Origin of the sequence: Brachybacterium phenoliresistens (genome assembly GCF_000576425.1) — a bacterium.
GTDB lineage: Bacteria > Actinomycetota > Actinomycetes > Actinomycetales > Dermabacteraceae > Brachybacterium > Brachybacterium phenoliresistens.
Genome location: NZ_KK069989.1, coordinates 347,881 through 360,731, shown reverse-complemented (window position 1 = coordinate 360,731; position 12,851 = coordinate 347,881). Strand labels below are relative to the sequence as shown.

General features: G+C 72.3%; 10 protein-coding genes. 1 reads left to right on the top strand and 9 read right to left on the bottom strand.

The genetic code is table 11. From position 1 onward, the window contains the following. Window positions 1–215: 215 nt before the first annotated feature. Window positions 216–710 carry a flavodoxin domain-containing protein gene (locus BF93_RS04685; protein WP_038370879.1) on the bottom strand — a complete coding sequence of 165 codons (495 nt, stop codon included), beginning with the start codon at window positions 708–710 and terminating at the stop codon, window positions 216–218. 237 nt (window positions 711–947) lie between these two features. Here BF93_RS04685 and BF93_RS04680 point away from each other — a divergent pair, with 237 nt between their 5' ends. Beyond that, the gene (locus BF93_RS04680; RefSeq protein ID WP_038371135.1) at window positions 948–1,778 is read left to right on the top strand and encodes a GNAT family N-acetyltransferase; all 831 of its coding nucleotides are present in this window, start codon (window positions 948–950) and stop codon (window positions 1,776–1,778) included. Between the two features lie 76 nt (window positions 1,779–1,854). Here the strand turns inward: BF93_RS04680 and BF93_RS04675 are convergent, their stop codons facing one another. The 8 genes from BF93_RS04675 to BF93_RS04640 all read right to left on the bottom strand — a co-directional run bounded on the left by BF93_RS04675 (window position 1,855) and on the right by BF93_RS04640 (window position 12,507). Then, window positions 1,855–3,201, bottom strand: a complete 1,347-nt coding sequence (locus BF93_RS04675) for an ABC transporter substrate-binding protein (protein ID WP_198025345.1) — start codon at window positions 3,199–3,201, stop codon at window positions 1,855–1,857. 61 nt (window positions 3,202–3,262) lie between these two features. After that, entirely contained in the window at window positions 3,263–4,729 is a 1,467-nt protein-coding gene (locus BF93_RS04670; protein WP_038370877.1) for a sulfatase-like hydrolase/transferase, read from the bottom strand. 48 nt (window positions 4,730–4,777) lie between these two features. After that, complete coding sequence (locus BF93_RS04665) at window positions 4,778–6,445, bottom strand: alpha-L-arabinofuranosidase C-terminal domain-containing protein (protein WP_051486522.1); 1,668 nt, start codon at window positions 6,443–6,445, stop codon at window positions 4,778–4,780. A gap of 81 nt (window positions 6,446–6,526) precedes the next feature. Beyond that, window positions 6,527–7,378 (bottom strand): carbohydrate ABC transporter permease, encoded by an 852-nt coding sequence (locus tag BF93_RS04660; RefSeq protein WP_051486521.1) that lies wholly within the window; start codon window positions 7,376–7,378, stop codon window positions 6,527–6,529. 3 nt (window positions 7,379–7,381) lie between these two features. After that, window positions 7,382–8,344: a carbohydrate ABC transporter permease gene (locus tag BF93_RS04655; protein WP_084148264.1), complete on the bottom strand. Its 963-nt coding sequence runs from the start codon at window positions 8,342–8,344 to the stop codon at window positions 7,382–7,384. Window positions 8,345–8,402: 58 nt separating this feature from the next. Beyond that, window positions 8,403–9,794, bottom strand: a complete 1,392-nt coding sequence (locus BF93_RS04650; RefSeq protein ID WP_051486520.1) for an extracellular solute-binding protein — start codon at window positions 9,792–9,794, stop codon at window positions 8,403–8,405. After that, entirely contained in the window at window positions 9,791–11,278 is a 1,488-nt protein-coding gene (locus BF93_RS04645; RefSeq protein ID WP_232226191.1) for a sulfatase family protein, read from the bottom strand. Before BF93_RS04645 ends, BF93_RS04650 begins: the two co-directional genes overlap by 4 nt. After that, window positions 11,275–12,507 carry an ROK family transcriptional regulator gene (locus BF93_RS04640; RefSeq protein ID WP_051486519.1) on the bottom strand — a complete coding sequence of 411 codons (1,233 nt, stop codon included), beginning with the start codon at window positions 12,505–12,507 and terminating at the stop codon, window positions 11,275–11,277. The genes BF93_RS04645 and BF93_RS04640 overlap by 4 nt, the downstream gene beginning before the upstream one ends. Window positions 12,508–12,851: the final 344 nt, after the last annotated feature.

Genomic DNA, 12,851 nt, shown 5'->3' with positions numbered 1-12,851 from the left:
GCGGGCAGGAAGGGACGCACCGCAATGGGGCAGGGGACGATCGGTCGAGGACGGTCGCCAGCTCGTCATCAGGATCGACCGCGGTAGTGATCCCTTCGGTCAGCCGGCCTTCGACTCGAGGCCGCCCAGCAGTTCCCCTGCGGGCGATGCCGGGGCGCATCGGCCCTGGTGCCTACCGGGAGAAGTCCCCAGGGACCAGGCGGGTGCCGTGCCGATCAGCCGCGCAGCAGCGGGGCGATCTCCCGGGCCCAGGCGGCGACGGCGGGCAGGTCGCGGAAGTCGCCCTCGGGGGTGCGCATCGACCGCAGCAGCAACCGCTCGTGGAGCGGGATGCGGTCCATGAGCACCCAGCCGGCGAGGTTGCGCACGGCGACCGGCTCGAAGAGCGCCTCGGCGAGGAAGGCATCGGTGGCCTTCTGCCTGCCCTGCTTCGCCGGGTCCGACGCGGAGCCCGAGCAGGAGAACAGGGCGACGGGCCGCTGCCCGAGCGCCTCGGCGCGGCGGCGGGTCCACCGGACGAAGGGCGTCTCGTAGGACTCCGCGCGCACCGCCGAGCCGATCACGGCGGCCTCGTGCCCGGTGGGGTCCGGATCCTCGAGGACGTCGACGACGTGCGGATCCCGGCCCAGGTCGGCGAGGGTCTCGGCGATCTGCTCGGCGAGGGTGCGGGTCGCGCCGGAGTGGGTGGCGTAGGCGATGAGGACGCTCATGGGCCCAGCGTGCCACCTGCCGGGCTCGTCCGTCGGCGCGCGATGCGCCGCGCCGACCGCTGAGGAGGGGAACCGGCGCTCCCGGACGCGTACATGATGTACGTGTCCTGCGAGAGCAGTCCCCCTCCCCGGCGTCCTGCCTGATAGACATGCCGTGCGGCCGGCACCGAACCGGGGCCTGCGGCCAGCACGGAGGAGAGCCCTGCGAACAGCGCGAAGGGGAAGGGCGGGATGCCGATGAGCGGGACACCGAGAGCGGAGGTCGCCGCGCTGCGCGCCGCCTACGACGACACGCTGCGCACGGAGGCGGAGATGCACGGCGCCCTCGCGGTGACCCGCATCGGCCCGCTGTGGCTGGGCGAGTTCCCCGGCGGGCGCGGCTTCGTCTCCTACCGCGACCTGATCGGGGCCGATGTGCCGGCCCTCGTCGCCGCGGCAGTCGCGCACCTCGCGCAGCGCCCGGAGATCCTCGAGGCCGAGTGGAAGTCCCGCGCGCACGACGATGCTCCTGGGCTGGTCGAGGCGCTGAGCGCCCACGGCTACGTGCCCGGGGAGCCGGAGTCGGTGATGATCGGCGAGGCCGCGCTGCTCGCCGTCGACGTCCCCCTCCCCGACGGTGTCACGCTGCGGCGCATCGCCGAGGAGGCGGACGTGCGCCGCATGTGCGCCATGCAGGAGGAGGTGTTCGGCGCCCCCGCCCACGTCGAGGAGCTGCTGTCCAGCCTGGCCGAGGACCCGTCGATCGAGTGCTGGGTCGCCGAGGCCGGCGGCGAGGGCTCCGCATCGGCGCCCGGGACGGCGGGCGCGGCGCGCCGCGAGATCGTCAGCGCCGGGCGTCTGCATCCGGTGCCGGGTACCGACGTCGCCGGGATCTGGGGCGGCGCGACCCGTCCGGCGTGGCGCGGCCGCGGCATCTACCGTGCGCTCACCGCGGCCCGCGCACGGTCCGCCCTGCGCGGCGGGAAGACCCTGATCCACAGCGACTCCACCCCGTACTCCCGGCCGATCCTGGAGCGCTACGGCTTCGTGAAGGTCACCGAGACGACGCCGTGGCAATGGCGGCGGTAGCAGCCCGCCGGAGCCGTTCCGGACGGCGTCGCCCCGGATGCCTCCCGGGGGTCCGCGCGCCGCAGCGCGCGACGGCTCATCCTGCGGCGATCGCCTCCTGTGCCTGGGCCACGAAATCGTCGGCCGCCGCGGAAGGATCCGCATCCCCGAAGGCGACGTCCTGGCTCACACGGGAGAACGCGTCCAGCAGCGTGCTGTAGCCGACGGGCCAGGGCCCGGGCGCCTCGCCCGTCGATCCGGTGACCGACTCGACGTACGCGATCGCCCGACCCTCGGGCGTGTCCGGCGCCGCCGCCAGCAGCTCGCGCGAGCTCTCCGACGGCGGGACGCCCAGCGTGAGGCCGATGGACCGGACAGCCTCCTCGTCGTGCACGAGGAAGTCGATGAGCTGCGCCGCGTTCTCCGGGTTCGCGCTGGTGGCGGCGACGCACCACAGATCCAGCGCCTTGACGAACTGCCCTGAGAGGTCGCCGGCGGTCATGCCGGGCACGGGCGCGACCTCGAGCGGCGCCTCGGGGAGGAAGGGCTGGTAGAAGGTGATCTGCTGGACCCAGCCGAACTCGACGGCGGCGCTGCCGAGCGACAGCGGGGAGTTCTCGAAGCCTCCGGCCTCCGCCGTGATGTCGGCCGGCGGGACCGCCTTCGCCGCGCGCAGACCCTGCCAGAGGGCGAACCATTCCTCCACGAGCTCCGCCGTTCCCGCGTAGCCCTCCTCGGTGAACTGGTCGATGCCGTGCTGCCGCGCCCACACCTCGAAGATCTGGAAGCTGCCGCTCGCGTCGGTGGAGCCGTAGACGCCCTCCCCCGCGGCTCCCGCCAGGGACCGGCAGAACTCCGCGAAGTCGTCCCAGCTCCACGCGGCCGGCAGCGTGATCCCGTGCTCCTCCGCGAGCCGGGTGTTGCGGAAGGTCGCGTGGGTGATCGAGGACTGGCCGATCCCGAAGGTCCCGCCGCCGACGTCGCCGGAGGCGGCGACATCCGCGTCCAGCGACGAGATGTCGAGGGGGTCGCCGATGAGGTCGGAGAGATCCAGCAGCGCCCCGCGATCGGCGTACTCCTGGAAGTACGACATCGACATGCGGAACACGTCGGGGCTCTGCCCTCCCGCGGTCTGGGTGGCGAGCTTGTCCCAATAGGCGGAGAACTCGGCCTTCTCCGAGGTGACGGGGATGTCGGGGTGGGCGGTCCCGAACGCCGCGAGGGCGCCGTCGACGCCCTCGTGCACCGGGACCCCGCCGTACCACGAGACCCGGAGGCCGTCGGAGCCGCCGCGCCCGCCGCGGTCTGCACCGGGCCCGCACCCGGCGACGAGCGGAGAGGCCAGGAGCGCCGTGGCGCCCGCGCCGAGCACGGATCGCCGGGAGGCCGTCCCGTGCGGGGCGACGGGGCGTGGTCGATGGGCGGGGGGTCGATGTGCGGACATGGTGGCCTCCAGATGAGGTGTCGCCCGGGCCTGGTCCGGGCGTCCGAGGTGCTGCCGTGGCTCAGCGCCGGGTCTCGGCCCAGAGCCAGTTGTGCTCCCGGGTGCAGGGGTCGTAGGCCCCGACGGGGAGGTCGTCGGCGACGCGCAGCATCCACTGCACGAGCCGACGGTGCAGGGCATCGCGTGCCGCGGCGGCCTGCGGCGCGTCGAACAGGTTCGTGAGCTCCGCCGGGTCCTCGCGCAGGTCGTAGAGGAAGCTCTCGCCGGTGTCGTCCACGACCAGCTTCATGCCGTCCTCGACGACCATCCGCATCTCCCCGCTCTGGGTGACGCTGTTGAGCTCGTCGAAGCGGCGCCCCGGGTAGGGGAAGTGCAGCGCGGGCCGGTCCTCCTCGCGGTAGGAGGCTCCCCCGAAGCCGTGCTCCGCGTACATCGACCTGAACTCCGCCGCGGGCGCGGGCTCCCCCGCCAGCAGCGGGGCGAGGGAGCGCCCCTGCACCCCCGGCGGGACCTCCGCGCCGACGAGCTCGGCGACGGTGGGCAGCACGTCCACGATCGAGACCAGCTCCTCGCGCTCCTGGCGATCGATGCCGGGGCCGCTGAGCCCGAAGGGGATCCGCACCAGTGCCTCGGGCAGTCCCGCGCCCTTGCGCTGCAGCCCGTAGTCGCCGATGAGATCCCCGTGGTCGCTGAGGACGATCACGATCGTGTTCTCGAGGTCGTCCGCGAGGCGGTCGAGGAGCCGGGCGATCTGGTCGTCGATCAGACGGAGCATCCCCAGGTAGTTCGCGCGCAGACGGCGCCACTCGGCGTCGAAGCCGGGCCGCTTCTCCTCGATCAGCCGGTGCAGCCAGCGGAAGCGCCAGCCGAGCCGCTCGAGGGATTCCGGCCCGGCCGCACGGTCCGGGACGGATGCCGGGTCGAACATCGAGAAGTACGGCTCGGGCACCTGGTAGGGGTTGTGCGGCTCGGGGAAGGAGACCCAGAGGAGGAACGGCCGCGACGGATCGGCGCGGTCGACGGCGTCGATCGCCCCGTCGATGATGCGGTGGGGCAGCTGGGCCGTGACGGGGAAGGGCGTCGGCTCGGGGGCGACGGCATGGTCGAGCTCGTGCAGCCATGCGTCGAAGGCGGCGTGCTCGGCCGAATCCTGCGGGCCTCCGTCATGCATGTACGGCCCGTGGAAGGTGTCGAAGTCCTCCGGGCCGGGGTGCATGTGGGGCTTGCCGGCGAAATGCAGGGAGTAGCCGGCCCCTCGCAGCACGTCCAGGAGGTCCTGGGAGTAGTGGGCGTGCTGCGGCGTGGAGTTCTGTCGCACGCGATGGGCGGAGGGGAAGCGGCCGGTGAGAAGGCTCGTGCGTGCCGGCACGCAGGCCGGCGCGCTCGTGTAGGCCTGCGGGAACTGCGTGCCGCGGCGCAGCAGCGCGTCGGTGCTGGGCATCGTGTCGGGCCCGCCCTGTGCGGCGGTGCAGCCGATGCGCTGCTGATCCGTCATCAGCACCAGGATGTTCGGAGGGTCGTTCGACATGGACCTCGGTCCTTTCCTGTCGGAGGGGTCGCCGGCGGCGGGCACGGATCAGCCCGCCGGGGCCTGCCAGGAGAGCACGGTGATCGAGTGGGCGGGGACGGTGACCTCGCCGCCCTCGAGGGTCGTCGAGCTCTCGCGCACTCCCAGCACGTCGGGCGCATCCAGGGTGTTGGCGGCGAAGAGCTCCGGGGCGTCGGCCCCCAGGGTCCGCACCGTGACGGGCCCCGAGACCGGGGCGCCGTCCACCACGAGCGCCGTCCGCACGTCCTGGTCGGCCGAGCGGTTGATGATCGCGACGAATCGGCGCGTGCCATCGGCCGAGGCGGAGGCGCTCACGTCCAGCAGCGGCACGGCGGCGAGCGCCTGCCGGCACTGCGCCTCGCCGCCCCAGCCCTGCTCGTGCCGCACCGGCAGCGTGACCGAGGGGCCCGCGAGCCGCACCGGCAGCGCTCGGGTGCCGAAATGGTTGAGGTAGAGATCCCACACGTGGTACGTCGCGGAGCGGACCAGGCCCTCTTCCCGCACCGCGAGCAGTCCGTTGGCGTTGACCAGGTTGACGGTGTTCGCCATGGTCACGGGCACATCGTTCCCGGCGGTCCGATGGATCGCGTGGAACACGCCGGCGTAGAACAGCGCATCGGCGAGGGTGCGGGGCGAGTACCGGCTGACCCGCCACCCGTTCTCCCCCGCGGTGCCCGGGGCGTCGGCCGGGCCGGAGGTGTCCCGCGGGGCGATGCCGCCGTCGGCGCCGGGCTGCGGATCCTCCCAGGTGCGCGGCTCGTAGTGGCGCATGTTCCACTCGTCCAGGGCGATCTCGAGCGGGCGGGTGATGCCGTGCCGGGCCGCCGCGGCGGCGGTCTTCCGGGAGAAGCCCTGCAGCACCTGCTCGAAATGCAGGGCCTGGGAGACGATCGCATCGAACTCCTCGCGCGAGGGATCCACGAGGTGGAAGCCCGCCCCGTAGGCGTGGACGGAGAACCATCGGGCCGTCTCGCCGAGCTCGCGCACCACCGCGTCGGTCCAGCGGTCCTCGTCCAGGCCCACGGCGACGAACTCGATCGAGGGGTCGACGGCCCGCATGAAGCGGGCGTGCTCGAGAGCATCGGCCGCATAGCGCTCGGGGCTGCGATGGCCCATCTGCCAGGGCCCGTACACCTCGTTGCCGATGCCCCAGATCGGCACCGGGCGGGCGGGGTCGATCCCGTCCGCCGCGCGGCGGCGGGTCATGGCGGTGTCGCCCTCGTAGTTGCAGTACTCGACCCAGCGCACGGCGTCCTCGACGCTGCGGCAGCTGTGCGCGAGGTAGGGCGTGGCGCCGGTGGCCTCGCACCAGGCGAGGAACTCGGGGGTGCCGAAGCGGTTGGACTCCTCGCTGCCCCAGGCGAGCTCGAGGCGGCGCGGCCGCTCATCGCGCGGGCCGGTGCCGTCCTCCCACCAGTAGGCGGAGGTGAAGTTGCCGCCGGGCCAGCGCACCACCGGCATCCCCAGTGCGCGGCAGGCGTCGATGACGTCCTGCCGGCAGCCGGCGAGCGGGCCGTCGCCGGTGACCGACAGCGGGGATCCCTCGTCGAAGACGCCGCCCTCGATGTTGTGGAAGAACGCGGACTCGAGGAAGTGGCCGTAGATCATGGGGTCGATGCGGTCATCGGCCGGGGCCGGTGCGAGGTCGATCTGCGCGGTCAGAAGGGCGGATGCGGTGGACGATGCGGGGGCCATGGGACTCCTGTTCGGGATGGTACGAAGGGCGGGGGGGGTTGCCGACGGTGGGGCGATGCGGTGGTGGCGCGTCGCCGGGGGTCAGCCCTTGATGCCGCTGGTCGAGACTCCCTCGATGATCCAGCGCTGGGCGATGACGTAGAGGGCGAGCACGGGGGCGCTGGCGATGACGGCGCCGGCCATCATCACGTCGTACCGGGTGGAGTTCTCCGCCTGCAGCAGCCGCAGGCCCGAGGGCAGGGTCTGCATGTCGCTGCTGAACAGGACGAACACAGGCCACAGGTAGTCGTTCCAGCTGGCCAGGAAGGACAGCACCACCAAGGTGGCGACGGCCGGGCGGGCCAGCGGCAGCATGATCCGCGCGAAGGTGGACCACTGGGTGCAGCCGTCGACGATCGCGGCCTCCTCGAGCTCGCGCGGGATCGCCGCGAAGAACTGCCGCAGGAAGAACACGCCGAACGCCCCGGCGGCACCCGGGATGATCAGCGCCGCATAGGAGTTCAGCCAGCCCAGGGAGTTCACGATGAGGAAGTGCGGGATGAGCATGACCACGGCCGGCACGAACATGGTGGCGAGGATGACGCCCATCATCAGACGACGGCCCCGGAACTCCATGCGGGCCAGCGCGTAGGCGGCCAGGACGGCGAGGACGACGGTGAGGGCGCAGTGCGCGACGGCGACCAGCAGGCTGTTGCCCACCCAGCGCAGGACGGGCACGGAGTCGTCGCCGAGGATCTGCCGGAACGCCCCGAGGGTGGGGTCCTGCGGCCACAGGCGGAAGTCCGCCGAGACCGATTCGGCGGGCGTCTTGAACGCGGTGGCGAGCATGTACAGCAGCGGAAGGGCGAACACGCAGGTCAGCCCGATCAGGAGGACCCACAGGCCGATGCGCCGCAGGCGCGGGCGGCGACGGGGCGGAAGGACGGCGGTCATCGTCTACACCTTTCCCACGAGTCGGAAGAGCTGGTTCACCAGAAGGCTCGCGGCGATCAGGCACACGGCGAGGATCATGCTCATGGCGCTCGCCATGCCGATGTCGTAGGAGCGCATGCCGGTCTGGGCGATGTAGCCGATGGCGGTGCGGGTGGCGCCGCCGGGCTGCTCCTGGGTGATCAGCGCCGACTGCCCGTACATGTTGGCCGAGGCGATGATGGTGATGACGACGACGAACTGCAGCACCCGCCGCATGTGCGGGATGGTCACCGCCCACAGCCGCCGCCAGGCGCCGGCGCCGTCGATGCGGGCGGCCTCGTGCAGCTCGGCGGGCACGTCCTGGAGGGCGGCCAGGTAGATCACGGCGTTGAAGCCGACGGTCCACCACACGGTCACCCCGACCAGCGACACCCAGCCGGCCGGCAGCGAAGTGGTCCACGCGGTCGCATCGGGCAGGCCGATCGCTCCCAGCAGGTGGTTGACCGGGCCGACGCGGGCATCCAGCAGGAAGTGCCAGAGCACTCCGACGACGGCGACCCCGAGCACGTACGGGGCGAAGTACACGGCCCGGAACAGGGTCCGCCCGCGGAAGCGGAGGTTCAGCAGCAATGCGAGCGCGAAGGGGACCGTCACCAGGAGCGGCACGGACAGGACGGTGAACACGGCGGTGACCCGCATGCCGCGCCAGAACTCCTCGGACAGCACCCCCTGGCCGCTGAGCAGGGTCGCGTAGTTCTCCCCGCCCACGAATCCGCCGCTGTCGAAGCCGAGGATCCACTGGCGGGTGCTCGACCAGGCGAGCACGAGGATCGGTGCGAGCACGAACACCGCGAACAGGATCAGGAAGGGGCCGATGAACAGGTACGGCGTCACCGGGCTGCCCCGGCGGATCCGACGAGGTGCGTCGACGGGCGCGACAGGAACGGGACTGCGGGACGGGCTGAGGCTCGGAGCGGCGGTGCTCATCGATCCTCTCCTCTCGGCGGTCTTCCGCCTGGTTCGGGAGCCCGCTCGGGGCTCCGGGTCAGATGCCGTACAGCTCGCGGTTGCGGTCGAGCATCTCCTGGGCGGTGGTGACGGCGGCGGCGAGCGCGGCCTCCGGCTCCTCCTCGCCGAGCACCGCCCGGCTGACGGCGCGCTGATAGCTGTCGGCCGCGATCTCCCGGGATCCGGGGACCTGCTGGAGGAACAGGAAGCTCTCCAGCACGTCATCGGCGGCCAGCGGGGCCTGCCGGCCCTCGGTGAACACGACGTCCTGCCGGGCGGAGGCGCGGGCCGGGATGTTCCCGGAGCCGGCCCAGGTCGCGGAGTTCTCGCTCATCCAGGAGATGAACATGCGGGCGGCCTGGCCGCGGTCCTCATCCGCATCGGCCTGCTTGGTCAGGGCGAAGTGATGCGAGTTCGCGAACACCCCGGGGGCGTCGCCGATCATCGGGAAGGGACCGATCCCGTACTCCATGCCGTCGGCGGTGTCCTCGATGTCGTTGATGAGCCACAGCAGCTCGTGGATGATCGCCGAGGAGCCGTTCTTGAAGGCGGTCGCGAGGTCCGTGGCGTCCGAGGGGCTGACCCCGCTCTCGACCAGGTCGCGCATCCAGGTCAGGGCCTTGACCCCGGCCTCGTCGCCGAACGTCACGGTGGTGAGGTCCTCGGAGTACAGGGACCCGCCGAACTGGCCCAGCAGGCTCACGAAGATCTGCCAGTTGTCCGGGGAGATCCAGAACGGGGCGGCCACCCCGGCGCCCTGCAGCGCTGTGGTCGCGGCGGCGAACTCCTCCGCCGTCGCGGGGCCGCTCTCGAGGCCGGCGGAGGCGAGCATCGGCGTGCTCCAGTACTGGGCGATGGTGAACATGTCCAGGGGGATGCCGTAGCGCCGGTCCTGGAAGACGCCTCCCTGCCACACCGCCGGGGTGAAGTCGGATGCGGTGAGGCCGAGGGACTCGGTGAGGTCGTCCAGCGGGACGATCGTGCCGCGGGCGGCGAAGCTGGCCAGCTGGTCCAGGTGCATGGCCGCGACGTCGGGGCCGCTGCCGGCGTCGGTGGCGGTGACGACCTTGGAGTAGAGGTCCGGCCATTCCAGGGAGGACTGCTCGACGGTGATCGCCGGGTTCGCCTCGGTGAACTCTGCGACCAGCTGCTTCATGTAGGGCCCGTCGCCGCCGGTGAAGCCGTTCCAGAAGGTGATGGTGACATCGGGGCCGTCGTAGGTGCCGGAGAAGGGCTCTGCCGCAGCGGGCGGGGCCTCGGCCCCGCCGATGGACTGCCCGCCGGAGCAGGCGGCCGCGGTCAGGGCCGTGCCGGCGATTCCTGCTCCGGCCAGGAGGTGCCGACGGCCGATCCCGCGGCGCGCGGTGCTCCGCGCGGCGGGACCTGCGCCGACGGGTCCGGCCGGTGCGGGGTGCGGGGACTGCGTCATGGTGTGTTCCTCTCGAAGGAGCCCAGCGAGGTGTCGTAGTCCTTCCCGCCCACCGGATACATCGATGTCATCCAGTGGTAGAAGTTGTCTCCGCGCTCGCGCAGGCGGCGGTACAGCAGGGCCAGGTGGGCGTCGCGCTCGACGCGGCACTCGGGGAAGCCGTAGCGGTTGGTGAGCTCGTGCGGGTCGGCGACGAGGTCGTAGAACTCGTTCACGGACTCGGGGTTGACGATGAGCTTGTACCGGTCGGTGACGAGCATCCGCTGCGGGTAGGGGAAGTGGTGGCCGTGGAACTCGGCGACGTAGTCGGTGCGCCACGGCGGCGTCCGGCCGTGCAGGATCGGCAGCAGGCTGGTGCCGTCCGGGGTGCGCTCGGGGTCGATGCCGGCGATCTCGCCGATGGTCGCGGTGAGGTCGAGGAGGTCGGCGAACTCGGCCCGGTGCTGGGCGGGGCCGCCGCCGGGCGGGCGCACCACCCCGGGGATCCGGTAGATGTCCTCGTACATCGCCGGGCCCTTGTCGTGCAGCCGGTGCGCGCCGGTGAACTCGCCGTGGTCGGCGCTGAAGAACACCGCCGCATCGTCGTAGACGCCGAGCTCACGAGCCACCTCGACGATCCGCCCGATCTCGTGGTCGATCATCGTCACGTACCCCCAGTAGGCGGCGATGAGCTTCCGGCTGGTCGCCTCGTCGAGGGTGTCGAAGGTCCAGTGGGCGGAGTAGTTCGCCTGCACGGGCGGCTTGCCGAGGAACGTCTCGGCGATCGAGGCGGGCAGCTCGACGTCGTCCGGGTCGTACAGGTCGAAGTACTCGTCGGGCAGGTTGTACGGCAGGTGCGGACCGAAGAAGTGGGTGGCCAGGAAGAACGGGGTGCCGTCGCGATGGAAGGTCTCCGCGTACTCCCGCAGCCGGGCGATCGCGAGGTCCCCGAGGAACCGTTCGAAGGTCGCCTCGACGCCCTGGTCGAGCCGGGCGGCGAGCAGGTTGCCGGGGCTGCCGTTGGGGAACGTCCCGCGGATCTCGTCGCGCAGCCGGTACGCGGGCAGGCCCTTCGCGGCCAGCCACTCCTGGTAGGCGGGCAGGTCCACGGGGTTGTGCCAGCCGTGCATGTGCAGGGCGTCGAAGCCGAAGTCCTCGGCGGTGCGATGCAGTCCCACGTGCCACTTGCCGGCCAGGCCCACCCGGTAGCCGCGATCGCGCAGGTCGCGGCTGAAGCTCCGGTGCTCCGGCGCGAGGTCCTCGATGTAGCCGACGTTGCGCTCGTAGTTCGCCAGCAGCTGGTGGCGGAACGGGGATTCGCCGGTGAGCAGGCTCGCGCGGGCGGGGGTGCAGATGGCGGTCGGGGTGTAGAAGCGGTCGAAGACGGTGCCCTCGGAGGCCAGCGAGTCCAGCCACGGGGTCTGCACGATGTCGTTCCCGTAGCAGGGCAGGGTGTCGACCCGGTGCTGATCGGTGAGGAAGAAGAACATGTTCGGGCTGGTCACGAGGAGAGTCGTCCCTTCTGGTCGCGGAGCACGGGAGCTTCCTTCCGGCCGATGTCCGTCGGACGGGCATCGGTCGGGCGGGCCGGGGAGCCGGCCTCGGCGGCGGCCGGTGCGGAGCCCGCATCGGACAGGGTGATGGAGGGATCCCGAAGCACGAGGGCGATGGCGCCGAGCGCCCCGTCGACCTGGCGGATCCGCCCGGTGCGCAGGGCGATCCGCGCGGCCCGCTCGGGCATGAGGTTCGCGGCGAAGGCCGCCTCGAGCGGGTCGGTGAGGTGGTCGCCGAGGTCCAGCAGGTCGCCGCCGAGCACCACGCCCTGCACGTCGAGCGCCGTGCAGGCGTTGGCGAGGACCACCCCGATCCGGTGGCCGGCGCCGGCGACGATGTCGCGGCGACGCGCGTCCCCGGCGTCGAGCGCCGCGCGCAGCGCCTCGAGGTCCCGGTGGGCGGTGGCGGCGAGGATCCGTTCCCGGGACACGTACGCCTCCAGGCATCCGCGCTTCCCGCAGCGGCAGGCGGGGCCGGTCGGGTCCACGGTCATGTGCCCGAACTCGCCGGCCGTGCCGTGCAGCCCGTCGTAGATCGCGCCCTGAGAGATCAGCGCCCCGCCGACCCCGTCCATCAGGCGCAGGTAGACGAAGCTCTGCAGCTCCCGCCCGGCGCCCCACACGGCCTCCGCGAGCCCTGCCAGGCGCGCGTTGTTGTCTGTCCTGACCTGGGGCGCGACCTGATCGGCGAAGGTCTGCTCGAGCATGCGGGCCACGGCCTCGCGGTCGGGGATGCGGCCGGGGACGCCCAGGCCGACGGCAAGGATCGTGCGCCCGGCGAGCCCCAGATCCCTCAGCAGCCGCAGCGCCGCTCGGATCCGCCGCGTCCAGGGCTCGTCCTGGTCGTGAACGGCCGATGCGGTGCCCTCGATGTGGTGCGCCTCGTCCATCGCGGTGACGGTGACGCGCCGGTGCCCGAACTCGACGCCGAGGATCACGGCGCCGCTCACGCTGAGGGCGAGGCGCTCCGGGGTGCGGCCGATGCCGCGGCGGGACGGTGCCGTCCCGGCGCTCTCCACCCGGCCGGCGGCCTGCAGCCGTGCGGTCACCGCGGAGATGGTGGCGCGGGAGAGCCCGGTGCGGCGCACCAGCTCGGCGCGCGTGGATGGTCCCTGCAGGCGCAGCGCCCGCAGGATCTCGTGCTCGGCCCCGCGCAGGGGCCTCGTCGTCCCGGTCGTCATCCCGCCAGCATGCGGGGGGACGATCGGAGCCGCAACGACATGCGGTTCTTTCTGTCGACTCGCCGACGAAATGCGTCCGAACCCCGCAGGGATCGTCCGCTGAGACAGGACAGGGCACGGCGCCCGCGGCTGGACAGGGCACCGCGCCCGCGATGGGACAAGGCACGGCGCCGGTCTGCACGACCCTCGTCCCCTGCTGCCGCGATCGAGGACCAGAGGCTCGACACCGGCTCGCGGCACGGTCCCCCGCGGAGGCGGCGACCGGGGGAACCGCTGCAGCAGGACATGTACATCATGTACGTGTCCTGCTGCAGCAGTCAGCCTGCTCGCTCCGTCCGACCGCG